The organism is Lysinibacillus canaveralius (assembly GCF_047301505.1).
Classification (GTDB): Bacteria; Bacillota; Bacilli; order Bacillales_A; family Planococcaceae; genus Lysinibacillus_B.
The window spans coordinates 3,216,043-3,241,622 of record NZ_CP154840.1 but is presented as its reverse complement, the minus strand read 5'-3'; the positions used below and the strand labels follow the sequence as shown (position 1 = coordinate 3,241,622).

The window sequence follows — 25,580 nt, the reverse complement described above, 5'->3', positions numbered from 1 at the left end:
TCCGAACACAATGTTGCAGAGGCATAGGCGAACAAATAGAAGGCTGGTTTGATGAATCATCGTCAAACCAGCCTTTTTATTAGAGTTCAATATTTTGTTCAACGAGCTTAATTTCTAGCTGGTCACCGCCGAAAATTTCTGCATCAAAGCTCGAAGGTTCCCCGTTGCGCAGTATAGTAAAATGTCCCTTGAAATTAATTGGCAGCTGCCAATTTGAAAAGCGGAATACATCCTGATAAATCCATTTGCTTAGATCCTGAGTTTTAAAATGAATAGCTGCGCCATTTGGGACGGCGGCATCAGGCTGTGCTGGAGTACCGTTAACAAGTATCTCTCGCATGCTCTTCGAAAGTTCGACTTGCTCGTGCTGGAAGGAAACAACAATCCGATCCTCGAGGGTCATATTCAATGAATTTGCCACTTGCTGTGCAGTTGGCAGCGTTGCCTGCTTAAAGCCGATAGAGTCTTCATTCTGAACCGGATAATGCAGCTTAGCCGGTTTCCCGTTTAGCGTAAGTGTAGATGAATATTCAGGCAGCATTGTTGGTTTTCCATCTGCGTGTAGGATAAACGAACCGAACTTATCCAAGTATTCAATATTGTTAGTATAAAGGAACACATCTTCAATGGTTTCTGCTATCTCGAATGTAAGAATATCTCGATCCTCTAAGAGTTTATCCAATGAAGCGGGCTGCCCATTTACGAGGACTTTTGGTTCGATCTGATAAGATATACCTTGGATCGTTACCGCTAGAGTTGATACATTATCAATAATATCCCGCACAGTGGCAATAGCAGGTTCACCATCTTTCCCTTCTGCAAGCTCGATCCGGTCACCGTTTTTAATAACGGTCTTTGTAGAGGCAGGGGCTCCGTTTACGAAAATATTCGCCGGTTCGCCATGTCCTCCTGGAATGAAAATATCTTGCCCGTTCACAGTGATGGACAGGCCGTGCCCAGGCTTTCCATAAAGCTGTCTAGCACGGATATTTGCTGCCAGAAAGGCATCGGCTACCGTCATTTCCTTTAGCTCAAATAAACGAACAACCTGCTCATTTACCGTTAGTGACATATATTGAATAGGGGCTTTTTTTGCCGCTATAGCAATACCGATCGGTGTCACTAACTCAGGGGTAACAGGAATCGATTCTTCCCTCGTCAAATTTTGAATAGCATCAATACCACGGACTGCTACACGATTAGCAGGTAAATTCAAGACTTTACATAGCTCTTCTGGTAAGTTTGGAGTCAAACTGCCGCCGCCAACAAGCATTACAGCTTTCGGAGCTGCGTTATTGTTTAGCCGCAATATTTCTTCCCCGATAGCCTTTGCCAGGTTTTCGATTGCCGGCATGATGGCGGCAAGTACTTGTTCACGTGGATGAAATTCATCGAATCCTAAAATATCCTTAATAGCAATTTGCTCTGCTTCATGTAATTGTCGTTTTGCTATTTCAGCAACTGGAAAATCTAGAAGATAATGATCACTCAATGCCTCCGTAATCTCATCTCCGGCTGTGGGTACCATTCCATAGGCAATCACAGTGCTTTTATCCGTAATGGCGATATCGGATGTACCGGCCCCGATATCGACAAGCGCTACATTCAACCTGCGCATTGTGGGTGGGATAAGGACATTGATTGCCGCAATTGGCTCCAATGTCAGTGCCTCCATTTCCAAATCGGCTCTTTTTAGTGCAGCAAGCAGGGATTCTACGACAACGCGGGGTAGGAATGTTGCAATTACTTCCACTGTTGCCTCGTCACCTTGCTGGTCTACCAGACTACCAATTTCTTCGCCATCTAAACGATAGAAGAGAACGGAGTAGCCTACACAATAATAGTGGCTTGTTTTGCTATCTTCTTTCTGCTGCAAAAGCTGTGCCTGCGCCTGCTGAACGGCTTGCAGTTCAAGCCGGGCGATATCTTCTTCAGTGAAAATAGGCCGGTTTTTTATATTAATCGTCATGCTTGCCTGTTCTGTTTTCAATGCTCGTCCAGCCGCTGCTACATTTACTTTTTGAAGAGGACCATGTGCCTCTTCCAGTTCTGCCTTTATTTTGCTGATTAAATCTGCTACATATAGGACATTATGTATTTGACCATCTACCATTGCGCGTTCTTTATGTTCTTTTACTAAAATATCTGCTACGTGAAATCGGTCTTGTTCAGCCTCTAATATAATGCCGACAACTGAACGGGTACCAATATCTAGTGCAAAAAGTTTTTCTGACAATGTAACCGCTTCCTTCCCTATTATAATCCATATTACTTTAGTGAGTTGAAGCGCTAAATTAAAAAGACGTGACATTCTCACATTTGTTGATTATAATAGTGTTATTATTTTAAAATGTATCATACATTTCAGCGTTCTGAAAGAGCAGGGTACAGGGGAGAGGAGAACAAATATGAGTCATAACGAGTTAGAAGGTTTACGTAGTCGCATTGATGATTTAAACCTTGAAATTTTACGTTTAATTAATGAACGTGCAGAAGTAGTCAATGAAATCGGCAAGATTAAAGAAAAGCAGGGTGTGAACCGTTATGATCCTCTACGCGAACGCCACATGCTTGACCTGATTAAAAAACATAATACTGGTCCATTAAATCAAATGACAGTAGATTATATTTTCAAACAAATCTTCAAGACGGCGCTGAAGCAGTTAGAAGCAGAGAAGAAAAAAGAATTGCTTGTTTCGCGAAAGGAAAAGTCAGAAGATACTGTTATTAATGTAAATGGTGAACTAATTGGTACAGGGGCTCCGTCCTTTGTGTTCGGTCCATGTGCTGTTGAATCATACGAGCAGGTTGCTGCAGTAGCAGCTTCCATTCAAGAAAAAGGATTAAAGCTAATCCGTGGTGGAGCGTACAAGCCACGTACATCTCCATATGATTTCCAAGGTCTTGGCCTGGAAGGGTTGAAAATCTTAAAACAAGTCTCAAATGAATACGGACTTGGTGTTATTACGGAAATTGTTACACCAGCAGATTTAGATACAGCACTTGACTATATCGATGTAATTCAGATTGGTGCACGTAACATGCAAAACTTTGAACTGTTAAAAGCAGCAGGAGCTACAAATAAGCCTGTTCTCCTAAAACGTGGCTTGGCTGCAACAATTGATGAATTCATCCATGCAGCGGAGTATATCATGTCTAAAGGGAATGAAAATATCATTCTATGTGAACGCGGTATTCGTACGTATGAAAAGGCAACTCGCAATACGCTCGATATTTCAGCTGTCCCAATCCTGAAGCAGGAAACACATTTGCCGGTTATGGTAGATGTAACACATTCAACAGGACGTCGTGATTTACTATTGCCATGTGCAAAAGCGGCAATTGCTATCGGTGCAGATGGTGTCATGGCGGAGGTCCATCCGGATCCATCCATTGCCTTGTCTGACCAACAGCAGCAAATGGATATTCCAACATTTAATGCGTTCTATGAGGAAGTATTAAAATTCATGAAACAGTATGAAGTAAGAGCATAATATCAAGGCTCGTTTCGCTTAACAGCGGGGCGGGCTGTTATTTTTTCATAAAAACCTAGTGAAATACTTATTATTTAATCGAAAGCTTTCTTTTTATTGAAAATAGAAGGAAAATTATCGTATGATGGACATAAAAAGAGTTTTAAAGGGGGCAAATGCATTGACTGTTACTATTTATGATGTAGCACGGGAAGCAAATGTATCGATGGCAACTGTATCCCGTGTTGTGAACGGCAATCAAAATGTCAAACCGGCGACACGTAAAAAGGTGCTTGAAGTAATTGAGCGGCTGGAATACAGGCCAAATGCGGTAGCTCGTGGTTTGGCGAGTAAAAAAACAACGACAGTAGGGGTAATTATTCCCGACATTTCAAACAATTTATATGCAGAGTTAGCGCGTGGGATTGAAGATATCGCTACAATGTACCGCTATAACATCATTCTGGCAAATTCTGATCAAAACGAGGGGAAGGAACTGACACTTTTAGACACGATGCTTGGTAAACAAGTGGATGGAATCGTCATGATGACTGATAAAGTGACAGAAAAGATTCAGGCTTCGATGGATCATTCTCCTGTACCTATCGTTTTAGCAGGCTCAGTCGATGAATCAAACGAAATTGCCTCCGTTAATATCGATTACTTTAAAGCGGCATATGAAGCTGTCAAGGTGCTGATAGGTAATGGACACAAGAAAATTGCGTTTGTTTCGGGTCCAGATACGCATACAGTCAATCAATATAAACTAGATGCTTATAAAAAGGCATTAGAGGAAGAGGGACTTGGGGTAGATGAGTCACTGATTGTGTCCGAGGAGGATACATATGATAGCGGCATTTCAGCATATGAAGAGCTAAGCGCTCTAGAGGAAGGGCCTACTGCATTTTTTGCGGGAAGTGATGAATTAGCTATTGGTATTATTCATGGCGCACAGGATACAGGAAAACGTGTGCCGGATGATATTGAAGTGATTAGCTTTGAAAACTCAAAATTAGCCCGTATGGTAAGACCTCAACTATCAAGTGTTGTACTTCCATTATATGACATTGGAGCAGTTGCAATGCGTCTGCTTACAAAGCTGATGAATAAGGAAACGGTAGAGCAGCGGAGTGTTATTTTACCCCACCGCATAGAAATGCGTGATTCGGTCAAGCATTAACAGACGACTGCAATATGGTGAGTATCTATAGATTGTAATAAAATTTCTAATATTTAAAGGCTGCCGGTGAAGTCTCTTCAATCAGGCAGCCTTTTTAACGTATAAAGAAAAGTTTTTTTGTTAATAGTAGTAAAAATACAGCCCTTTCTGTTGTGATGAAAGGGCTGTGTCTATTTAACGATATGTGTGACTATTCAGTTCGGATATTATTTTACTAAAAGGCAGGAACAATCTACGTTTTTCATTACATAAGAACTAACACTGCCAAATACCATCTCCTGCATAGATGTTAATCCGCGGCAGCCGATAACGACTAGGTCTGCTTTGCTGTCATTTACAAATTTGGCGATTGTCTTTCCAGGTTCTCCATGCTCAATTATTACTTTATATGGAATGCCTGAAACTTTCAAAACTTCTTCTTCACGGGCAACTCTTTTACGGCTTTCTGCATTGAACTCATCCAATGTACCAGCTTCCAAAATTTTCGAGGCAATATGTTCGGTAGAGGCGATATATAAAACCTCGATTTGCGATCCTGCCGACGCAATTTTAATAGCGTCTTCCATGGCACGTAATGAGTTATCTGAACCATCTACTGCAACTATAATATGCTTGTACATAAAATCTACCTCCTATCCTGTGTATAACAAAATGGTACCATATTTATATATTGATAATGGACATAAAAGTGACCACTTTATGAATATCCAAAGTGGTCACCTTGTCAGCAGCTAGGAAATTTACTATATTATCTTTTTTCGTTGCGAATCATATGTAATGCCTTCGCGAGCATCTGAGCATTCTTCTCTTCAATTTCTGCTTTTCGAGGGATAGGCTCATATAAAGGGCTTGGATCCTCCCATGTTGGAATAAAAGGAACAGGAGCTTCAGGCTGCCAGCGATCAAGCCATTCCTGAGGAAGAGGCCCCATAGGATGCTGCTGATCTGTCATCTCCGTCCAGATATAAGACCAGGCGCGTGGTACAACCCGCCAAATGTCGTATCCGCCGCCGCCAACAGCAATCCAGCGGCCATCACAGTATTCATGTGCTAGTTTATGCGCCAGTTTTGGAATTTCCCTATAAATCTTCATTGTTCCATATAGATGTGTTAAAGGATCAAAGTAATGGGCATCTGCACCATTTTGTGTTAGAACCACATCGGGCTTGAAAAACTCGAATACTTCTCTCATAGAAGCTTCATAGATTTTTAGAAAACTATCATCTTCTGTAAACGCGTCGATCGGGAAGTTGAAGGAAGTCCCGTAGCCTTTTCCGTTTCCCCGCTCCGTAATATTACCCGTCCCCGGGAAAAGATAGCGTCCTGTTTCATGGATGGATAAGGTACAAACATTTGGATCATCATAAAAGGCCCACTGTACACCGTCTCCATGATGGGCATCGGTATCTACGTATAGAACACGAAGCCCATACTTTTCCTGCATATAGCGAATCGCGACGCTGCTGTCATTATAAATGCAAAAACCGGATGCCCGGCCTCGGAAACCATGATGCAGCCCGCCTCCTAGATTAAGAGCGTGGCGCGATTTCCCTTGGAGGACCTGATCAACCGCCTGTAATGTACCGCCTACGAGAAGGGCGCTTGCTTCGTGCATATTTGTAAATATTGGCGTATCTTCTGTGCCGATTCCATAAGATTCACCCTGCTGAGGTGTCAGTTCACCATGCCCTGCTTTTTTAACGATATCGATGTATTGCGGATCATGAGCTAGAGCGATTTCTTCATCAGTTGCCATTCGGGCTGGTACAATATCTTCCTCTGAGAGTGCACCAATTGTTTTTAGCAAATCCATCGTAAGTGTTAAGCGTTTATGATTAAATGGATGCGAATCTGAAAATTTATAGCCAAGCTGATCTGGTGAGTAAATAAAAACTGCATTTTTCATAGCTTGATCCCAGGAAGGTTTGGCCATAGTACGTCAAACCCTTCGTTTCGTAAGTCTTCAATAATTGCCAGCGGATTCATTACCTGCAGGCGAATACTTAAAATGCGGCTATTTTCATTTTCAGAATCAGGGTAGACAAGTACGCTAAGCACATTTACTTTATGCTGTTGGAAAATTCGTGTAATGTCATGCAGGATACCAGGCTTGTTTGTTACACGGATATCCAGTTTAGATGAAGGACGGTTGGCACCTGTCAGCTCGATATAACGATATAATACATCAGTCGTCGTCACAATTCCTGCCAGTTTCCCCTTTGATACAATCGGCAGGCAGCTGATTCTGTTTTCGTAAAGTGTAACAGCTACCTCCTCTACAAAATCAAGAGGATGGCCGATAATTGGGTTTCTGACCATGATCTGTTCAATAGGTGCATCATATATTGCGGAATTTGATTCCTCACGCAGGCAGGAAGGGAGCGCGTTTTTAAGGTCATGCCCAGTCACAATACCTACGACTTCAGTGTTTTCGTTAATAATCGGAAGATGCCGGACTTTCTTTTCGCGCATGAGACGTACCGCGTCACCTACAGTGGCGGTTGGCTCCAGTGTATATACATCAGTCTGCATAATTTCTTCAACAATCATATACCATTCCCCTTTGTATAAATGTTGTGAATAGACTTAATACTCTCTATCTATTTATTATAGAGGACATTCCTTATCATTCCCAATCAATTAGAGAAAAAAGTAGAATCAACCATTCTCTTTATATATGAAAAAGGATAGGTCATAGCGTTCCTAATACATAAAGCGATTTCTGAAGCGAAGTCTGTCGAACCGTTCCATAGTATCGCCGCCCACCCGTTTTCCGACACGTGCCATTAAACAATTGGCAGGGTGAGAAGTAATTTCCGGATCATCCGTTGCATAGTATTCAAAATTAACGACACTCATCATATTTTCCATCATCTTTCGGTAGTCCCATACATTCAAACCGGTCCCTTTTAAATCCCAATGCCAATAATATTCAGTTGTAATTACGAGATAATCTTCCATTGCATCGTCCATAAATGACACTTCTAATAATTTTTTCCCAACACCTGTCCCACGATAATCTGGAATGACTTCTATCGCCCCCAGCTCAATCATGTTGTCGATCCGATCCTCTGACCACCGTTCAAGTGGATCGGGATATAGATATGTAACATAACCGACGACAACCTCACCGCTCCGCACAATAATAATGCGGCCTTCATCAAGTTTCGCAATATTAACAAGTGCTTCATGCTGTTGTTTAGGGGGCCTGAAAGCTGTCAGGCGTTCGTGCAAGGTATAGGAGGCAAGCTGCTCGGACGGAATTGGGCCTTCCACAATCACCGCACCATGGCTTGTTTCCTTTTCCACGCTGTAAAATGTTTTTATATGCTCCATTTTCACACCACCAAATTATGATAAGACCATTATAACTTATTTTATGCAAAATAACGCTGCAATTTACGAAAAATATCTAACTAATAAAAATATTATAAATATTTTGCCAATTAACATTCCTATATTGTAAAATATAATTATGTTCTCGAAGAAAGGGGTAGTTTTCATGGGGATGAAAATGATAGAGAAACTAGCGGCAATTCCAGGGGATCATCGCTTAATAAGCTATGAGGAAACAGCTGCAACACATGATTGGAAGGAAACAGAGAAAGCTTTCAGCTGGTATGAAACAGGGAAAGTAAATATGGCGTACGAGGCAATCGATCGTCATACGGAAACATACCGCAAAAACAAGGTAGCACTTTACTACAATGACGGTGTCCGTAAAGAAGCTTATTCGTTTAATGAAATGAAGCTGCTGACAAACAAAGCTGCCAACGTGCTGAAAGAAGCTGCTGGCTTGAAGAAGGGAGATCGACTGTTTATCTTTATGCCGCGGTCACCAGAGCTGTATTTTTCGCTTCTAGGAGCTTTAAAAACGGGTGCAATCGTCGGTCCTTTATTTGAAGCATTCATGGAAGGAGCGGTATACGATCGGCTTGCTGATAGTGAAGCTTCAGCACTGGTGACAACACCAGCCTTGCTTTCACGCGTACCGGTAGAAAAACTGCCGCATTTAAAGACGATTTTCCTTGTAGGAGAAAATATTGAAGAAACCGATAAGGTTGTGGACTTTAATAAACAGATGACGACAGCATCGAATAAATTTGATATTGAGTGGGTTGATAAAGAAGACGGAATGGTTCTTCACTATACTTCCGGTTCTACTGGAGCGCCAAAAGGAGTGCTCCACGTTCATTATGCTATGGTGCAGCAATACCAGACAACACAGTGGGTACTGGATTTGAATGATCAGGATGTTTATTGGTGTACAGCCGACCCAGGATGGGTGACTGGAACGGCCTACGGGATTTTTGGTCCGTGGCTAAATGGTGCAACAAGCTTGATATTGGGCGGCCGCTTTAGCCCCCAGGCATGGTATAGCGCTATCCAGAATTACGGGGTAACGGTATGGTATAGTGCACCAACAGCATTCCGTATGCTTGCAGGGGCAGGTAAAGGTGTATTGGAACAGTATGACCTCTCATCACTTCGACATGTTTTATCGGTTGGGGAGCCGTTAAATCCGGAAGTGATCCGTTGGGGTATTGATGAGTTAGGACACCGTATTCATGATACATGGTGGATGACTGAGACGGGCGGTCATATGATCTGCAATTATCCAGGTATGGATATTAAGCCAGGCTCCATGGGGAAACCGATTCCAGGCGTCTATGCGACAATAGTAGATGATGACGGAAATGAAGTACCGCCATTTACAATGGGTAATTTGGCAATCAGAAAGGACTGGCCGAGTATGATGCGCCAAATCTGGAATAACCCAGAAAAATATGATTCTTACTTCTTGAAGGGAGAATGGTATGTATCGGGTGATTCGGCCTATATGGACGATGATGGTTATTTCTGGTTCCAGGGACGTGTAGATGATGTCATCATGACAGCCGGGGAGCGTGTTGGCCCGTTCGAAGTAGAGAGTAAATTGCTTGAGCACCCTGATATTGTAGAAGCTGGCGTCATTGGTAAGCCGGACCCGGTGCGTGGTGAGATTATCAAGGCATTTGTAGCACTTCGGGAAGGTGTAAAAGCTTCTGAGGAACTTGAGTCAGACATTAAGGAGTTTGTAAAACGCGGGCTTTCAGCACATGCAGCGCCTCGAGAAATTGAATTTAAGGATAAATTACCAAAGACACGAAGCGGTAAAATTATGCGCCGTGTATTAAAAGCCTGGGAACTTGACTTACCGACAGGCGACCTTTCAACAATGGAAGATTAATTATTCTAGACTAGATAAAAATATGTGAAGTAATGAGCAATAAATTATTGTAGAGTGTCTAATTTTTATACAAACATTTGTATAGAGGGACTCTTGTATAGAAGGGGTATTTCGAATATCAATCGAGATACTCCTTCTTTAATTAAAAATGAGCATAAAGTACATAGCATTAAAATATAATTTTCGGAATAGTATAAGTTTATATAAAAATACAGTTGACTAAATATTTATACATGACTATACTTATTTTTATCTTAGGAATTAAGAAAGTGAGAAATTCTTGAATCACAATAAATGGTGCCAGCCGCCGCTTATCGGAGTGCGCCTTTTAAATCGTGGGAGGAAGAAGATGAAAGTTGGAATTATCGGTGCCACTGGTTACGGTGGTTTGGAATTAATCCGTTTTTTATACACTCATAAAGAAGTAGAAAAGGTTGAATTATTTACATCATCTGAGGAAGGGGCTTTATTCTCTTCAAAGTTCCCTCATTTGGTAGATTTATATAATCAACCGTTGCAGAAAATAGACTACGATGTTTTAAGTCAATTTGATGTTGTATTTGCAAGTACACCATCGGGGGTTTCAAGCAACCTTTTCCCTCCATTGCTGGATCGCGGGCCGAAACTTATTGACCTATCAGGTGATTTTAGATTAAAGAATTTAGCGGGCTATGAAAAATGGTACAAAAAGACACCGGCCCCACAAGAAGTAGTGGATGCAAGTGTCTATGGGCTAACAGAATGGAATGAGAAGGCAATTCAGGAGGCGAAATTAATCGCGAACCCAGGATGCTACCCAACGGCTGTTTTATTATCTCTTCTTCCATTGATTAAAGAAAAGTGTATCGATCCGAGTTTCCTGGTCATTGACGCGAAAAGCGGTATATCGGGAGCAGGCAATAAGCCTTCTCAAACAACACATTATAGCGAAGCAAACGAATCCTTTTCCATCTATAAAATTAATGAACACCAGCATATCCCGGAAATTGAACAGGCAATCAGCATGTTTGCCGGGGTGGAAACGAACATTTCATTCAACACTCATCTTGTCCCGATGACAAGAGGTATTTTGGCGACATCCTATGCAAAGGTGCAGCCGGGTATTACGCAGGAACATCTTACAAACTGTTTAAAAGAAACCTATAAAAACGACCCATTTGTGCGAGTTATTGAGAATGCGTCATCAGTAGGAACAAATCGTGTGAAAGGCTCGAACTACTGTGATATGTTTGCCAAACTGGATGAGCGGACAGGGCGTGTGACAGTTGTAGGTGTAATCGATAATCTTGTAAAGGGTGCAGCAGGCCAGGCAATTCAAAATATGAATGTACAGATGAATTTACCGCAGACAACCGGTCTACAGGTTGTGCCGTTATTCATGTAAGGAGGGAACTTATGGCAACGATTGAAATGAAACAATTATCAAGCAAGAATATTGTGTCGCCAAAAGGCTTTACAGCTGCTGGTGTTCATTGTGGCATTAAACAGGAGAAAAAAGACTTGGCCATTTTGATAAGCGAAGTGCCTGCTTCAGTAGCAGGTGTTTTCACAACGAATACAGTTCAAGCAGCTCCGTTAAAAGTAACAAAGGAAGTCGTATATAATGTTGGAAAAATGCAGGCGATTATTGTAAACTCCGGGAATGCAAATGCATGTACAGGAAAGCAAGGAATAGCAGATGCCTATGAAATGCAGGCGTTAGCTGCTGAGAAGCTTGGAATTGAGCCGTTTCTTGTAGGAGTAGCCTCTACGGGTGTTATCGGTGAAATCATGAAAATGGACCCTGTGAAAAAAGGAATAGAGATGTTGGCTCCGAATATGGAGTCGCAGAGTGGTATTGACTTCGCACAAGCTATTTTAACAACAGATACAGTAATGAAAAATACCTCCTATGCCACAATAGTTGACGGCAGGGAAGTAATTATATCCGGGACGGCAAAGGGCTCCGGCATGATCGAGCCCAATATGGCAACGATGCTCGGTTTTATTACGACTGATGCTAATATTGAATCAGCAGAACTGCAAAAGGCGCTGTCTGAAATTACAAATGTAACATTCAATGCTATTACAGTAGATGGTGATACATCTACAAATGATATGGTTGTAGTCATGGCAAACGGCTTGGCAGGTAATAACCCATTATCACCGGCACATCCGGATTGGGAAAACTTTTATACAGCGCTGCGCCTTGTAGCGGAAGACCTCGCAAAATCAATTGCCCGGGATGGCGAAGGCGCAACAAAGCTAATAGAGGTTGAGGTAGAAGGATCGGTTTCTGATGAAGAAGCACGTAAAATTGCTAAAACGGTCGTAGGTTCTCCATTAGTTAAGACGGCTGTATTCGGCTGTGATGCTAACTGGGGTCGTATTATTGCCGCAGTAGGATACAGTGGTGCAACAGTAAATCCTGACAAAATTACGATTAAAATTGGCGGGGCAGTAATGGTGGAAAATGGTGAACCTATTTCATTCTCGGAAGAACAATTGATTGAAATTTTGAAGCAGCCGGAAGTTAAAATTTTCGTGTCACTAGGAGTAGGGGAAGGACACGGCTTTGCATGGGGGTGCGATTTAACATATGACTACGTCCAAATCAATGCATCATACCGATCGTAAGGTAGTAGTGAAACTTGGAGGAAGTACGCTGGAAGGCTTGAATGAAGCCTTCTTTCGTAATTTCAAGGCCCTCCAAGATGAAGGGTATAAAGTAATTATTACACATGGCGGCGGACCAGCCATCAACCGGGAATTGAAAAAAGAAAATATTGAGTCACATACGGTTAATGGGCTGCGTGTCACTAGTGAAGAAATGATAGATATTGTACAATCAACATTAATCGGTAAAGTTAACCCGGCACTTGTTCAACAATTAAATGCAGCAGGCATTACAGCAATTGGATTGAATGGCTTTGATGGAGCTCTATTAGAAAGTACATATTTAGATCAGAATCTATACGGTTTTGTCGGAGAGGTTGTGAAAGTAAATACACAGCTGCTCGAAGCATTAACAGCGGCAGGGATTGTACCGGTAGTCGCATGTATAGGTGCTACAAAGGAAGGCTTAGCACTAAATATCAATGGAGATACGGTGGCTAGTGAAATAGCTCTCGCAGTAAATGCAGAGAGTCTCTTGCTTGTGACAGATGTGGCAGGAATCCGTATTAAGGATGAATATCAAACAACCGTAACAGAAACAGATATTGCTAGCTGGATAGAAGAGGGGAACATTTACGGAGGCATGATTCCAAAGGTGCAGGGGGCAGTTGCATGCCTGCATGCGGGAATACCAACTGTACAAATTGTGAACGATGCATTGCAGGGGACAATAATTAAAAAAGAAGGGTAAGTGAAGAGAACGATGGGTGCATTATTTCAAAACTATGCAAGACGACCAATTGCCATTGTAGAGGGAAAAGGAACGGAAGTATTCGATTCGACTGGCAAGCGTTATTTAGATTTTACAAGCGGTATTGCCGTATGTGCTTTAGGTCATGCGCATCCTGTATTAGTGAAAGCAATTCAGGAGCAAAGCGAGAAATTATGGCATATTAGTAACCTGTTTCAAAGTCCCGGCCAAGAAAAGCTCGCAGAAACATTAGTAGAAGACCTTCACTTATCCCATGCATTCTTCTGTAATAGTGGAGCTGAAGCAAATGAAGCTGCGATAAAACTGGCACGAAAACATACTGGAAAACATAAAATTATCGTCTTCCAGCAGTCATTCCATGGACGTACATTTGGCGCAATGAGCGCCACAGGCCAGGATAAGGTCCGCAATGGATTCGGCCCCCTTGTAAGTGAGTTTGTTACTTTGCCGTTCAACGATGTTGAAGCTTTGAAGGCAGCAGTTGATGGAGAGACGGCGGCAATTATGCTTGAGCTGATTCAAGGGGAAGGCGGCGTAAATCCAGTAACTGATGAATTTGCGGCAGCAATCAGTGAAATTCATCAATCGACAGATGTGTTATTGATCGTAGACGAAGTACAGACTGGAGTTGGACGTACTGGTACACGTTTTGCATTCGAACAGACGGTATTAAAGCCGGATATCGTATCGATGGCGAAAGGGCTTGGAGGAGGATTCCCTATTGGTGGTATTTTAGGTACAGCGGAATTGTTCGACACATTCAGTGCTGGTACGCACGGTACTACTTTCGGAGGGAACCCGCTAGGAGTGGCAGTAGCGCAGGCAGTACTGGGAGAAGTATTCAACGATGAATTCCTGGAAACTGTAAAAGAAAAATCTGCCTACTTCGTCAACAAGCTGAAAGAGGAGTTACCACATGTAAAGGTAAATGGTAAAGGATTAATGCTTGGTGTAGGCTGGGGAGAAGAAGTAGCTCCTTATGTAGCGGCCTTAGACGAGGCAGGGCTGCTGACAGTTGCAGCAGGGCCACATGTAATCCGTCTGCTTCCACCGCTGACTGTCTCGAAAGAGGAAATTGATGAAGCTGTAAAAATTTTAAAATCAGTAATAGTTAAATAAGCAAAAGCGTCGGCCCTTTAAAGGGCCGACGCTTTCTTGTTTGTTTTAGGAGATATAAAAACGCCGGACAGTTGTAATCCTGTCCGGCATTTTTTAACCGTTCGTTTGTGGTGGTGTATTTCCATCCCCATTGTCACTATCGACATCAGAGTCGGTTGATTCACCCTCACCATTTCCATCCCCATTATCTGGGGTATTGCCGTTGTTTTCGCCATTTCCATTCGGATTTTCCCCGCTTGGATCTGTATAGTCAGGGACAGATGGTTCTGCCGGTTCAGGAGGTTCTGGTGCTTCCCCTGCTATTACATTTGATGCTCCAGATTCCAAACCGGTAATATCTACAGCTACTACCACGTAAGAAGTACCCGGCGTAACAGTAATACTGCGACCGCCTGAGCTGCGAACAGAAGTCACAAGTGAACGTGAGCCGCCTGTCACATTATATACCCGGTAACCTACTACATCATTTGAACCTGACTTTGACCAGCTTAACGTACTGCCGTTTAACGAAGCAGATACAGCAGCAGGTGGAGCACCGTCTGCATTAAATGCAGCTCCGCTTAAAGCTGTTGCACTTAACGAGGAGTTGTTTGGTAATAATTTAGAAGGATCACCGCCCAGACGTCCTAGCATACGTTTAGCAAAGTCAGCATTTAATCCAAATCCGCTTCCTGTAATGAATTCAGAAGGCGTAGAGGACAGGGCCCGATAGTACTTGCCGTCGATTTCAACAACTGGAGAGCCAGATGAGAAGCTATCATCAGCACCACCCGGTAAGAATGCCCGATTGAACAAATCAGAGCGTACAAGTCCTGCATTTGAACAAGCAGCAGACGGAGCCCGCCCTGAAATGCCGCAGAAGGAAGCATTCACGACACCAGCAGGTTTTTGGAACTGTTCCTGTGTACCGACAAGCTCTCTATTAACATCGTAGGCTGCGTTCATTAATGTTGCCCACATCATATTAACACGTGTACTTGGCTGGAAGTATGTGCTGTTGAATGTATTCAATGTTCGTTGTTTATCATAGCCCATCCATACACCAAGCGTCACATTAGGATTATAGCCAACAAGCCATACATCACGGTATTCTTGTGAAGTACCAGTTTTTCCGGCAAAATCTCCGGAGAATTTCAGCATACTCTTCGCGCGTGTACCCGTACCATATTCAAAAACATCCCGCATCATATCAGTAATCATATAAGATGTTTCTTCGCTAAATACAGGTGTTGCTTCCACTTTATGTTCATAAATAACATTGCCATCTAGATCGACAATTTTATCAATCATATAGGCATCGATGAACTGGCCGCTATTCGCAAAGGCAGCGTATGCGTTTGTATTTTCTTCAACTGTTGTACCATTTTCAAGACCACCGATGGAAGTGGCTAAGTTGACATAGTCTCCTTGCGTCAGACTGGAGAAGCCTAGCTTTTCAAGGAATGTAGCAGGCTTTTTATCAATGATAGAATCATACAGACGTAAGGCCGTCAAGTTTTGCGAGTGTGCTAGCGCCTCACGTGCTGGGATAATGCCTCTCTCTTCATTCTCGTTATAGTTAGAAGGTTTATAGCCGTCAGATTTTCGGGTGAATTTCACATCGACTACAGGGCTTCCGGCCCCAATAACTCCGTATTCTAGAGCTGGTCCGTATGCAAGTAACGGCTTCATCGTAGAACCATTGGAACGTTTCGCCTGCGTCGCATAGTTCCAGTCTTTAAGTTCGAAGTCACGGCCTCCAACAAAGCTTATAATTCGTCCAGTGGAATTCTCCATTAAGACACTGCCGACTTGAACAGGCATCTGAACTTCTACTTCTTCGCCTTCTTCGTTTGTCGTCATTTCTGTATACGTATGGCCGTAATACTTAAAGTTTCTCGCAGCTTCATTCATCTTGTCATACATTTCTTTATCGATTGTTGAATAGATTCTGTAGCCAGAAGAACGAATATCGCGGTCTGCTAAAATTAGATACTTATTTTTTAATTTATCTTCTTCATCAAGACGTTCTGGGTCAATGCCGTCTCGTTCAGCCAATATTTTTGCCATAATCTCTTTGGCGCGGCTTTCAATTTCGGCTGTAATCCAAGGGTACATCTCATTAGCCCGAGGTACAGGGTCACGGAAATCCTGTGTAATATCATAATTCATCGCTTCATTGTACTGAGCTTCTGTAATGTAACCGACTTCTTTCATTCGGTATAGCACAATCTTCATTCGGTCGATTCCTGGCTTAAGGCCTGCCTCGTCCTTTAGCTCACCTGTTTGTTTGAATGGTGTATATGTGAAAGGCGCCTGTGGAATCCCCGCAATATAGGCAGCTTGTGCTAAATTTAACTCTTCTGGTTTTACCCCGAATATCCCTTCAGCAGCAGTGGCAATTCCTGCAATATTATTACCTGATGAGTTACGGCCATAAGGGATGATGTTCAAATACGCTTCTAAAATCTCTTCCTTTGTCATGAAATGTTCGATGCGCATAGCGAGCAGAATTTCCTTTGCTTTCCGCTCATAAGAAACTTCATTTGTTAAAATCTGATTTTTAATCAACTGCTGCGTTAATGTCGAACCCCCTGTTTGTGTTGAAGAGTTCGTCATATCCTGCATAAGTCCGCGGAGGACCGCTTTTGGCACAATGCCATTATGCTCCCGGAAATATTCATCTTCTGTTGCTAATACCGCATTCACAACAAGCGGTGATACAGCAGAAAGAGAAGTTTCGCGGCGCTCTAAATCTGTGCGAAGCTTTCCTATGTAGATTTCATTCGCAAAATAGATTTCACTGGTTTCCTCATAATTAAATATTTCTTCGCGCATTTCAGCACTTGAACGCAGAGGCTCTTCTTTTATTAGTGAGGCAAAATAGCCTGCACCGACTGAGACAGCAAATATTCCTGCTGTCACTAAAAAGATAATGAATAATAAAGCTAAATTCCAAAAGACGCCACCAGTTATGCGCAAACGACGGCCCCATTCAGAATTAGCGAAAGTCTCAATTCGTTCATTTAATTGTTCGATCCATTCCTTCACTTAATCGACCTCCTAAATCTAAATTATTATAGCATATTTCCGAAATAGTGGCGCGATATATTGACAATGCCAAAAGATTGGGTAGAATAGTCTGTATAGTTTTCAAGCATTGAAGAGATTGCAGTAGTGTAACATGTTCCCTGTTGTAGAGAGCTGGCGGTTGGTGGAAGCTAGTCAAAGCATGTACATGAATTACGTTCTTGGAGTTTGAACGTGTCCGTCGCGTTAAGGCGGTTTGAGTGGAAGATAATTTCTTCAAGCCGGGTGGTACCGCGTTATGTATAAACGTCCCTGCATGCAAATTTGCGTGCAGGGCTTTTTTGGGTCCAGGAAAGTATATGATTTATGAATGCCAGCACAAGAAAAGGCAGCATACCAGCTTATTTTGGCCGATATGTGCCCTTCAAATCACTTGCTTAGATGAGAAGCCATTTTACAGTGTAAATAGAGTAAATATGCTCTCAGCTTATTTCATCTTTCTAAATAAATCTAACCAACCAAAGAAATACTACTAAACTATACCCGGTTATAAAGTCAATAAAACGTATAGTAGGAGGAGAAGAAATGACGAACGAATTATTACAAGACTTAGAATGGCGTGGACTTCTATATCAGCAAACAGATGCTGAAGGTATGGAAAAGCTGTTAAATGAAGAGAAAGTATCATTATATGTTGGAGTAGACCCTACTGCCGATTCCATGCATATCGGACATATCGTTCCATTATTGACATTGCGTCGTTTCCAGCAGGCAGGTCATACGCCTGTATTATTAGTTGGCGGTGCAACAGGAATGGTAGGAGATCCATCCGGCCGTTCTGAAGAGCGTCAGCTGCAAACAGTGGAGCAAATCGATAAAAACGTACAGGGCTTAAAGAAGCAATTAGAGCGTCTATTCGACTTTAACTCAGATTCTAACAATGCAGCTACGCTTGTGAACAACTACGATTGGATCGGGAAAATGAGTACGATTGAGTTCCTTCGTGATTATGGAAAGTTAATTAATGTTAACTACATGCTCGGAAAAGATACAATCGCTTCCCGACTTGATTCAGGGATTTCCTTCACAGAATTTGCCTATACAATCATCCAAGGAATTGACTTCAATCATTTATATGACAACCACAATGTACGTATTCAAGTAGGGGGGTCAGACCAGTGGGGCAATATTACGACAGGTCTTGAAGTGATCCGTAAAACGCACGATGAACATGCAAAAGCGTTTGGAATTACAATTCCGCTTGTTACAAAGGCTGACGGTACAAAATTCGGAAAAACTGCAGGCGGGGCAGTTTGGTTGGATGCTGAGAAGACATCTCCTTATGAATTCTATCAATTCTGGATCAATGCTGCGGATGCAGATGTTGTGAAATACTTGAAAATCTTCACTTTCTTATCACGTGCAGAAATTGAAGAGCTAGAGGTTTCAGTGCAGGAAGAGCCGCACTTGCGCAAGGCACAAAAAGCGCTTGCAGCTGAAATGACAAAGTTAATTCACGGGGAAGAGGGCCTGGCGACTGCAGAGCGTATTACAGCTGCTCTATTTTCAGGAGATTTAAAAGCATTATCTGTAGAGGAAATGAAAACAGCGTTTGCAGGTGTCCCTTCCGTTGAAGTGGTGAAGGAAGATAAAAATATCGTTGAATTAATTGTAGAAGCAGGCATTTCATCTTCTAAACGACAGGCACGTGAAGATGTAACAAACGGTGCGATTTCCATTAACGGTGAAAAAGTACAGGATTTAGAGTACATGGTTGATGGGAAAGACCGGTTAGAGGATGCATTCGCCATCATTCGTCGAGGCAAGAAAAAATATCATATGGTGAAGTTTAACTAACAGTAAGGGTGCAGGTGTTTTTAAGGAAACACCTTCACCCTTTTTTGCGTTATTATGGTAAAGAAGGAGTGGTAGAAAATGGCAGATAAAATTTTTGCATTCACGTTAGGGACAGTAGCGCTGTTATTTATAGGTGTACCGCTTGGATTACTCGCCCTCATAGGTCTCATGCCGGTATACAGCTATTTTATTTTCTCTTTAGTTGCCATACTATACGTCATCATCACAATGATCAGTTTTGGCTTCTTTAAGACGAAGAGGAGGAAGCAGATTACCAGTATAGTGGCATTGGGGATATTATCTGTAACAGGTATCCCTGTTGTAATGCAGCTGTACGAAGACAACATAGGAACTGTCGCGGCCGACATCAACATTCATGAATATGCACCATTTGTTGAAGGCAGTACGGTGACGATATTAGATGAAGAAGCGACACTGGCTTTGAAAGAGGATTTGCCGGTGTTAGATGGTGCAACAGCAATGTATCCGCTCTATTCGGCTTTTGTCCAGGCTGTCTATCCGGAAAATCCAGCATATTTTGAAGAGGAGGTAGTGATGGTAAGCACTACACCTTATGCCTATGAAAATTTATTTAATGGAAGAGCGGATATTATTTTTGCTGCTGCCCCATCAGAACAGCAGATGAAATGGGCTGAAAGCAAAGGAATTAAATTGGAGCTGACACCAATTGGCCGTGAAGCATTCGTCTTCTTTGTGAATAAGAAAAATCCAATTGACAGCCTAACGATCGAACAAATTCGTGCTATTTATTCCGGTAAAGTGACAAATTGGGCAGAAGTCGGAGGGGAAAGAGTTGATATTCGTGCCTTCCAACGCCCACAAGATAGCGGGTCCCAGACGGCCTTGCAAAATTTAATGGGGAATGTGCCGCTGATGGAGGCACCGACGGAGGATGTTGTATCTGGCATGGGCGGCATCATTAGTGAAGTAGCGGAATATAAAAATTATAAAAATGCCATTGGCTATACCTTCCGCTATTACTCTACAGAGATGGTAAAGAATAAGGAGATTAAGCTTCTGCCGATTGATGGAATTGTTCCTTCAACGGAGAATATCCGGAATGGGACATATCCTATTGCTTCAGAGTTTTATGCGGTTACGGCTGGTACAGACAATCCAAACGTCCAGAAGCTACTAGACTGGATTTTGTCACCACAAGGGCAAGCGCTTGTTGAAAAAGCAGGCTATGTATCAGTAAAGGAGTAAAAGTGCGTGAACGTTTACGCAGAAGAGAAATTATTAGTATAATAGTTTCATACATAGCTTTAGGAGGACAAATTTTGACTGCTCAACAACATCTATCAACCGAAGACCGTCTGCCAATTCTATCGATTGTGACAAATCCGCGTGAAACAATTCGCTATACGCTCAATCATAAGAGTTTTTCTTATGCACTCTATGTGGGAGCTATTGGAGGCTTTGCTAGTGGACTTACTTCCTTAGCAGGTACACCATATCAGCCGGAATTTGCACTTTGGGAGATGGTGTATTCTTCCTTCATTACTGGGATCTTGTACTTTATGATCACAAATTTGATTGTAGCGTTTTTGCTTTCAGCGGTTGGCTCTGTACTAAAAGGGAATGGGACATTTAAATCTTTGTTTCAGGCAATGTGTCTAACGATCATTCCATATATTTGGATTTTACCAATCATGCTTTTCTGGATGCAGCTATCACCTTCTACTTTCTTTATCATTGAGGGTGGGACAGGAACGTTAGGAGAGGCTGTTTTATCCTATGTCGGACTGTTTATTATATTACTAGCGACTATATGGACTTTCGTGTTGACGATTATTGCCATCTCAGAGACACATGGCTTTTCGAAGTGGAGAGCATTCTTCACATTCCTTCTTGCCAGTCTTGTTAGTGGTATTATCGGTGGAGCTGCGATAGTATTTTTACTATAAAACAGAGCCCGGGATTCCTCCTGGGCTCTGTTTTATTTCACTTACCAACCATTGTCTATAGAAAAAATGCATGAATGAATGGTATCTCGTCTGATAAAGAGATGCAGAGAGTATTGGTGTCATAATGGACTTAGATGGTATCACCTGCCGGGGTTTCATGCCGGTTTTATTGAAGAAGCCAAAAATTTTGCCGGATACGTTTACAGTTTTAGCTGCAAATGAATGGATAGAAGAGGTTGCTCAAATCTCTTCTATCCATTTTTGTATATACAGGTATAGAAAGTCTTTATTTTTCTTTTTAATAAAGCCTATCTTTCAATTATGTTTTACAGCAGTAAAAAGATCAGTTCCTTCTAGCAGGCAATGAAATAAAGGAATATTTGAAAGAAAGGGATAAAGAGTGAAATAGACATTTAACCAGTGACATAGAGATGTTCATGCATAAGATAGGTATATGCTCACCTACATGTAAGTGAGCGTTAGAACGATAAATATTCCTTTTTAATAGACTCTGGAGGTTAAAAATAAAGTTTATGAAAAAGTGAGGGAAGAATATGAGAATGAACTGGCAACTGAGATTGAAAAATCCTTATTTCTATATTGCGTTATTTATGTCTATTTTCACACCGATCGCAGTATATTTTGGTATTAATAATGAAGAACTGACATCTTGGGTAAAAGTACTAGAAGTAGCAAAAGAAGCAGTTCTAAATCCTTACTTGCTTGTTACGGTTATTATGTCTGTGGCCAGCTTTTTAATTGATCCCACTACTAAAGGAGTCGGTGATAGTGAGGAAGTTATGCAATATGACAGACCAAAGGGTGATCTTCAATGAGTGTAACCCAAACTATTAGAGACCTGTCTGAGCTGCTTCCTGTAGCGCAGCAAGCTTGCCGCCTGCTATTCCAGGAATGCTATAAGGCAGGTATTCAAAATATTTTCGTAACGGAGACCTATAGACCGCAGGCACGCCAAAACTATTTGTATGAGCAAGGAAGAACACGAAGTGGACCAATTGTAACCTGGACCAAAGCAAGCCGCCATACAAGCCGGTTGGCATGGGATATAGCATGCAGCAGCCCGGCTGACCTATATGACGCAGCGCTGCTAAGTAGGGTAGGTGCCATTGCACGAAAATTAGGCATTACATGGGGAGGGGACTGGGAAAATAATATTGACCGCCCCCATTTTGAAGTGAAAAATACATGGACGATACCAAATGGATATAAATTAGAGGGGCAGGTAATTGTGCCATCTAACAGTAAATTGAGAGTGCAGCTGATAGTAGAGGACAATACGGAGGAGGAAGGACTAATGGACAAAGGAGCCCTATTTAATCCAGGATCTTCAACATTACGGGAAAGCGCGGAAACTTACTTGGCACAGGCTGTAACAGAAGGGATAATCCAAGATTCTCATTTGAAGGATTTTCAAAATAACTTAATGACAGGAGATCGCTTATTCGGCTTGTTCTTAACAATTGAACAGCGGCGCAGCGCAAGAGATTCAAATACGCTTACTGTGACAGGTAAGGCTGAACTTGCTGCTTTATTTAAAAGGGCTTATGAACAGGGAGTTTTCAAAATTGACCATTCTGGTAACATCAATACAATGACAGATGGGGAGATTAATAGTCTCCTGGCTGCTTATGTAAACCGAAAAGTATAACAAAGTGTCTTTAGTGAAAAACAAAAAATCCTCATCTTGCCATATTGATGGTAAGGCTGATGGGGATTTTTGGCTGTTTTAAATATGGAGATATTTATTAAAGTGTGCAATGTTCAGCTTATAAATTACAGGGCTTGTTACTTACTGGATGAAATAATCATATGTATTTTTACAAAGCAAGACGAGAGTGACGATGATAAACAATTTCCGGACGAACCCGCTTCCTTTTCTTATAGCAAATTGTGAACCGACAACGGCGCCGGCAATTTGTGCGACCCCCATTATTAAGCCATAAGCAAATTGGACCTGTCCTAAATAAATAAACATCAGTAATGCAGCAATATTACTTCCAAAGTTGAGTAATTTGGCATTTCCAGCAGCTTTTAAGAAATCAAAGCCGAATAATAAAAAGGCAAAAATTAAAAATGAGCCGGTGCCTGGACCTAAAAATCCATCATAAAATCCGATCATAAAAATAATTAGAATAAATAGAGTGAGCTTAGCAGGTGTTAATTTTGTGACGGTTGAAATGCTTCCCCAATCTTTTTTATATAATGTATAAAGTAATACAGCAGCGAGCATGACAAGCATAAGGGGTTTTAATATAGCAGGATCTATTAATGTAACAACCCAAGCGCCTACCATAGCTCCTATGAATGTAAGGGGGAAAAATTTACCGATTTGCTTTAAATCAATTGTGCCGGAACGATAAAAGGAAATCGTTGATGTTAAGGAACCGAAAGTACCGGCAAGTTTGTTGGTAGCTACAGCAGCTGTCGGGCTAAGGCCTGTAAATAGAAGAGCTGGCAGCGAGATTAACCCTCCTCCTCCTACTACAGAATCAATAAATGCGGCTAAAAAACCAAATAAAATTAAAACAAAAATAATTTGAGGGTCTAATTCAAACGGCATAGCTATCCTTCTTTCTTGGTTACTACTATAATAGTAACTATAAAACCATATCATGTAAAGAACAGGAAGTGAAATTGATGGAAATTATCATGCAATTAAAGAAGCTAGGTTATACAGAATATGAATCAAAGGCATACATCGCCCTTGTACAACAACAACATGCCACAGCTTATCAAGTCAGTAAACATTCTGGAGTTCCGCGTGCACGTATATATGATACATTGGACTCTCTAGCTGAAAAAGGGCTTGTGATGAAAGAAGAGGTAGCAAATCAAATTACATATCGTCCAATTCCAATCGATATTTTTTTACAGAAAACAACAGATTCATGGCAGCAAAATATGTCTTTCCTTACTGCTGAACTGACAAAGTTAGAACAGCAGCAAAAGCAAGTAGAAAAAAAATTGCTAGTATTAAAAAATGAAGAGATGATAGTAAGTTATTGTCGTAAATTATTGAAAAAAGCAAAGAAACGTATCGTACTTTCCATGTGGGACTCGATGTATGAATTGTTGCGTGAAGATATTGAACAAGCAGCACAAGATGTCCGAATTCAAGGTATGACATTACATGTGAAAGCCCCATTAGAAACACTCGATCAGCATCGTTTAACCTATTTCACTGAGAATAAAAATTCGAAACAATGGTTTATTTTATCGGTAGATGGGGAGGAAATGGTTTATGGTGCTTCACTGGATGCAGAGCCGTCAGCTTTTTACACAGATGATGCTGCTCATATTTATTTACTAGAAGATTATATATGGCATGATGTTTTGGTGAACCGCTTAGTACAAAGGAATAACGATAATTTAGAAGATTGGGTAGCGGCAGAAAGAGCAAAATTTTTTAGTCAGATAAAAGAAGCGAAGGACCGAGAAAATTAATACCTGTTAGTAAAATGGATATTTAACTATTGAATGACACTGACTACCTGAATATAATAAAAAACCTCCAAGCTATTGAGAGCAATAGCTTGGAGGTTTTTGTTTGGAATCCCGTAACGATTAACGAGAGTAGAACTCTACGATTAATTGTTCGCTGATTTCAGCTGATAATTCAGAACGCTCTGGCAGACGTACGAAAGTACCTACTTTGTTGTCTGCATCAAATGAAAGGTATTCTGGTACGAAGTTGTTTACTTCGATTGCTTCACCTACAACAGAAAGGTTTTGAGATTTTTCACGAAGAGAAATCGTTTGACCTGGTTTCACTGAGTAAGATGGAATGTTAACGCGTTTGCCATCAACCATTACGTGGCCGTGGTTAACTAATTGACGAGCAGCACGACGAGTGCGAGCTAAACCTAAACGGTAAACTAGGTTGTCAAGGCGAGTTTCAAGAAGGATCATGAAGTTTTCACCGTGTAGACCTTGTAATTTACCAGCTTTGTTGTAAAGGTTTTTGAATTGACGCTCAGTCATACCATACATGTGACGAAGCTTTTGCTTCTCTTGTAATTGTAGACCGTACTCTGATAATTTTTTGCGTTGGTTCGGGCCGTGTTGACCTGGTGCGTAAGGGCGTTTTTCTAATTCTTTACCTGTGCCGCTTAGAGAAATACCAAGACGACGAGAAAGTTTCCAAGATGGACCTGTATAACGAGACATTCTAGTCTCCTCCTTCAAATTTGGTTTTTTTGTTGTATAAAACAAAAACCAGTTATACCCGAAACTCATCTGCATTTTATTTTCACGTATGTTCGCCTTAGCAGCCGATAAGGTTACTTATACACCATCCAACTTTTGGAGGAATAAAATACAAAACAAGGTTGTACAACTGCTGCGTTTATTTTACACAGAGGCTATTGTATCTTTTTTTAGAGAAGGCGTCAAGAAA

22 protein-coding genes are annotated in these 25,580 nt (G+C 41.6%); 14 read left to right on the top strand and 8 right to left on the bottom strand.

Annotated features, from left to right (window positions below):
* Positions 1-79: 79 nt before the first annotated feature.
* Positions 80-2,236, bottom strand: a complete 2,157-nt coding sequence (locus AA0Y26_RS16360) for a cell division FtsA domain-containing protein (protein ID WP_413363151.1) — start codon at positions 2,234-2,236, stop codon at positions 80-82.
* Between the two features lie 172 nt (positions 2,237-2,408).
* Between AA0Y26_RS16360 and AA0Y26_RS16355 the strand changes: the two genes are divergently transcribed.
* Positions 2,409-3,494: a bifunctional 3-deoxy-7-phosphoheptulonate synthase/chorismate mutase gene (locus AA0Y26_RS16355; RefSeq protein WP_413363150.1), complete on the top strand. Its 1,086-nt coding sequence runs from the start codon at positions 2,409-2,411 to the stop codon at positions 3,492-3,494.
* Between the two features lie 160 nt (positions 3,495-3,654).
* Positions 3,655-4,653, top strand: coding sequence for a catabolite control protein A (gene ccpA, locus AA0Y26_RS16350; RefSeq protein WP_413363149.1), 999 nt, complete (start codon positions 3,655-3,657; stop codon positions 4,651-4,653).
* 206 nt (positions 4,654-4,859) lie between these two features.
* Here the strand turns inward: ccpA and AA0Y26_RS16345 are convergent, their stop codons facing one another.
* From AA0Y26_RS16345 to AA0Y26_RS16330, 4 genes are all read right to left on the bottom strand, one after another.
* A complete protein-coding gene (locus AA0Y26_RS16345) occupies positions 4,860-5,273 on the bottom strand; it encodes a universal stress protein (RefSeq protein ID WP_413363148.1) in 414 nt (137 codons plus the stop codon).
* 128 nt (positions 5,274-5,401) lie between these two features.
* A complete protein-coding gene (locus tag AA0Y26_RS16340; protein WP_413363146.1) occupies positions 5,402-6,559 on the bottom strand; it encodes an acetoin utilization protein AcuC in 1,158 nt (385 codons plus the stop codon).
* Complete coding sequence (locus AA0Y26_RS16335) at positions 6,556-7,203, bottom strand: acetoin utilization AcuB family protein (RefSeq protein WP_413363145.1); 648 nt, start codon at positions 7,201-7,203, stop codon at positions 6,556-6,558. The genes AA0Y26_RS16340 and AA0Y26_RS16335 overlap by 4 nt, the downstream gene beginning before the upstream one ends.
* A gap of 153 nt (positions 7,204-7,356) precedes the next feature.
* Positions 7,357-7,989, bottom strand: a complete 633-nt coding sequence (locus AA0Y26_RS16330; protein ID WP_413363144.1) for a GNAT family N-acetyltransferase — start codon at positions 7,987-7,989, stop codon at positions 7,357-7,359.
* Positions 7,990-8,155: 166 nt separating this feature from the next.
* Between AA0Y26_RS16330 and acsA the strand changes: the two genes are divergently transcribed.
* From acsA to AA0Y26_RS16305, 5 genes are all read left to right on the top strand, one after another.
* Positions 8,156-9,883 carry an acetate--CoA ligase gene (acsA, locus tag AA0Y26_RS16325; RefSeq protein ID WP_413363143.1) on the top strand — a complete coding sequence of 576 codons (1,728 nt, stop codon included), beginning with the start codon at positions 8,156-8,158 and terminating at the stop codon, positions 9,881-9,883.
* 349 nt (positions 9,884-10,232) lie between these two features.
* Positions 10,233-11,267, top strand: coding sequence for an N-acetyl-gamma-glutamyl-phosphate reductase (argC, locus tag AA0Y26_RS16320; RefSeq protein WP_413363142.1), 1,035 nt, complete (start codon positions 10,233-10,235; stop codon positions 11,265-11,267).
* An 11-nt stretch (positions 11,268-11,278) separates the two neighbouring features.
* Positions 11,279-12,499 (top strand): bifunctional ornithine acetyltransferase/N-acetylglutamate synthase, encoded by a 1,221-nt coding sequence (gene argJ, locus AA0Y26_RS16315; RefSeq protein ID WP_413363141.1) that lies wholly within the window; start codon positions 11,279-11,281, stop codon positions 12,497-12,499.
* Positions 12,462-13,229 (top strand): acetylglutamate kinase, encoded by a 768-nt coding sequence (gene argB / locus AA0Y26_RS16310; RefSeq protein ID WP_413363140.1) that lies wholly within the window; start codon positions 12,462-12,464, stop codon positions 13,227-13,229. The genes argJ and argB overlap by 38 nt, the downstream gene beginning before the upstream one ends.
* Before the next feature lie 12 nt (positions 13,230-13,241).
* Positions 13,242-14,369 (top strand): acetylornithine transaminase, encoded by a 1,128-nt coding sequence (locus AA0Y26_RS16305; protein WP_413368263.1) that lies wholly within the window; start codon positions 13,242-13,244, stop codon positions 14,367-14,369.
* 93 nt (positions 14,370-14,462) lie between these two features.
* Here AA0Y26_RS16305 and AA0Y26_RS16300 read toward each other — a convergent pair whose 3' ends face one another.
* Positions 14,463-17,399 carry a transglycosylase domain-containing protein gene (locus AA0Y26_RS16300; RefSeq protein WP_413363139.1) on the bottom strand — a complete coding sequence of 979 codons (2,937 nt, stop codon included), beginning with the start codon at positions 17,397-17,399 and terminating at the stop codon, positions 14,463-14,465.
* 564 nt (positions 17,400-17,963) lie between these two features.
* Here AA0Y26_RS16300 and tyrS point away from each other — a divergent pair.
* The 6 genes from tyrS to AA0Y26_RS16270 all read left to right on the top strand — a co-directional run bounded on the left by tyrS (position 17,964) and on the right by AA0Y26_RS16270 (position 22,832).
* Positions 17,964-19,235: a tyrosine--tRNA ligase gene (gene tyrS / locus AA0Y26_RS16295; RefSeq protein WP_413363138.1), complete on the top strand. Its 1,272-nt coding sequence runs from the start codon at positions 17,964-17,966 to the stop codon at positions 19,233-19,235.
* 78 nt (positions 19,236-19,313) lie between these two features.
* Entirely contained in the window at positions 19,314-20,462 is a 1,149-nt protein-coding gene (locus AA0Y26_RS16290; RefSeq protein ID WP_413363137.1) for a PstS family phosphate ABC transporter substrate-binding protein, read from the top strand.
* A 74-nt stretch (positions 20,463-20,536) separates the two neighbouring features.
* Positions 20,537-21,163 carry a YIP1 family protein gene (locus tag AA0Y26_RS16285; RefSeq protein ID WP_413363136.1) on the top strand — a complete coding sequence of 209 codons (627 nt, stop codon included), beginning with the start codon at positions 20,537-20,539 and terminating at the stop codon, positions 21,161-21,163.
* Positions 21,164-21,287: 124 nt separating this feature from the next.
* Positions 21,288-21,530, top strand: coding sequence for a hypothetical protein (locus AA0Y26_RS16280; RefSeq protein WP_413363134.1), 243 nt, complete (start codon positions 21,288-21,290; stop codon positions 21,528-21,530).
* A gap of 193 nt (positions 21,531-21,723) precedes the next feature.
* Positions 21,724-21,999, top strand: a complete 276-nt coding sequence (locus AA0Y26_RS16275; RefSeq protein ID WP_413363132.1) for a phage holin — start codon at positions 21,724-21,726, stop codon at positions 21,997-21,999.
* The gene (locus AA0Y26_RS16270) at positions 21,996-22,832 is read left to right on the top strand and encodes a M15 family metallopeptidase (RefSeq protein WP_413363130.1); all 837 of its coding nucleotides are present in this window, start codon (positions 21,996-21,998) and stop codon (positions 22,830-22,832) included. Before AA0Y26_RS16275 ends, AA0Y26_RS16270 begins: the two co-directional genes overlap by 4 nt.
* 141 nt (positions 22,833-22,973) lie before the next feature.
* Here AA0Y26_RS16270 and AA0Y26_RS16265 read toward each other — a convergent pair whose 3' ends face one another.
* Positions 22,974-23,744: a TSUP family transporter gene (locus AA0Y26_RS16265; RefSeq protein WP_413363128.1), complete on the bottom strand. Its 771-nt coding sequence runs from the start codon at positions 23,742-23,744 to the stop codon at positions 22,974-22,976.
* Positions 23,745-23,821: 77 nt separating this feature from the next.
* On the opposite strand from AA0Y26_RS16265, the gene AA0Y26_RS16260 reads away from it, so the two are divergent.
* Positions 23,822-24,628, top strand: coding sequence for a TrmB family transcriptional regulator (locus tag AA0Y26_RS16260; protein WP_413363126.1), 807 nt, complete (start codon positions 23,822-23,824; stop codon positions 24,626-24,628).
* 120 nt (positions 24,629-24,748) lie between these two features.
* Here the strand turns inward: AA0Y26_RS16260 and rpsD are convergent, their stop codons facing one another.
* Positions 24,749-25,351 (bottom strand): 30S ribosomal protein S4, encoded by a 603-nt coding sequence (gene rpsD / locus AA0Y26_RS16255; RefSeq protein WP_413368261.1) that lies wholly within the window; start codon positions 25,349-25,351, stop codon positions 24,749-24,751.
* Positions 25,352-25,580 lie beyond the last annotated feature (229 nt).

Coding starts and splice junctions, on each gene's coding strand:
- AA0Y26_RS16355 (WP_413363150.1), top strand. CDS start 2,409: ATGAGTCATAACGAGTTAGAAGGTTTACGTAGTCGCATTGATGATTTA.
- AA0Y26_RS16345 (WP_413363148.1), bottom strand. CDS start 5,273: ATGTACAAGCATATTATAGTTGCAGTAGATGGTTCAGATAACTCATTA.
- AA0Y26_RS16340 (WP_413363146.1), bottom strand. CDS start 6,559: ATGAAAAATGCAGTTTTTATTTACTCACCAGATCAGCTTGGCTATAAA.
- AA0Y26_RS16335 (WP_413363145.1), bottom strand. CDS start 7,203: ATGATTGTTGAAGAAATTATGCAGACTGATGTATATACACTGGAGCCA.
- AA0Y26_RS16330 (WP_413363144.1), bottom strand. CDS start 7,989: ATGGAGCATATAAAAACATTTTACAGCGTGGAAAAGGAAACAAGCCAT.
- acsA (WP_413363143.1), top strand. CDS start 8,156: ATGGGGATGAAAATGATAGAGAAACTAGCGGCAATTCCAGGGGATCAT.
- argC (WP_413363142.1), top strand. CDS start 10,233: ATGAAAGTTGGAATTATCGGTGCCACTGGTTACGGTGGTTTGGAATTA.
- argJ (WP_413363141.1), top strand. CDS start 11,279: ATGGCAACGATTGAAATGAAACAATTATCAAGCAAGAATATTGTGTCG.
- argB (WP_413363140.1), top strand. CDS start 12,462: ATGACTACGTCCAAATCAATGCATCATACCGATCGTAAGGTAGTAGTG.
- AA0Y26_RS16305 (WP_413368263.1), top strand. CDS start 13,242: ATGGGTGCATTATTTCAAAACTATGCAAGACGACCAATTGCCATTGTA.
- tyrS (WP_413363138.1), top strand. CDS start 17,964: ATGACGAACGAATTATTACAAGACTTAGAATGGCGTGGACTTCTATAT.
- AA0Y26_RS16290 (WP_413363137.1), top strand. CDS start 19,314: ATGGCAGATAAAATTTTTGCATTCACGTTAGGGACAGTAGCGCTGTTA.
- AA0Y26_RS16280 (WP_413363134.1), top strand. CDS start 21,288: ATGGACTTAGATGGTATCACCTGCCGGGGTTTCATGCCGGTTTTATTG.
- AA0Y26_RS16275 (WP_413363132.1), top strand. CDS start 21,724: ATGAACTGGCAACTGAGATTGAAAAATCCTTATTTCTATATTGCGTTA.
- AA0Y26_RS16270 (WP_413363130.1), top strand. CDS start 21,996: ATGAGTGTAACCCAAACTATTAGAGACCTGTCTGAGCTGCTTCCTGTA.
- AA0Y26_RS16265 (WP_413363128.1), bottom strand. CDS start 23,744: ATGCCGTTTGAATTAGACCCTCAAATTATTTTTGTTTTAATTTTATTT.
- AA0Y26_RS16260 (WP_413363126.1), top strand. CDS start 23,822: ATGGAAATTATCATGCAATTAAAGAAGCTAGGTTATACAGAATATGAA.
- rpsD (WP_413368261.1), bottom strand. CDS start 25,351: ATGTCTCGTTATACAGGTCCATCTTGGAAACTTTCTCGTCGTCTTGGT.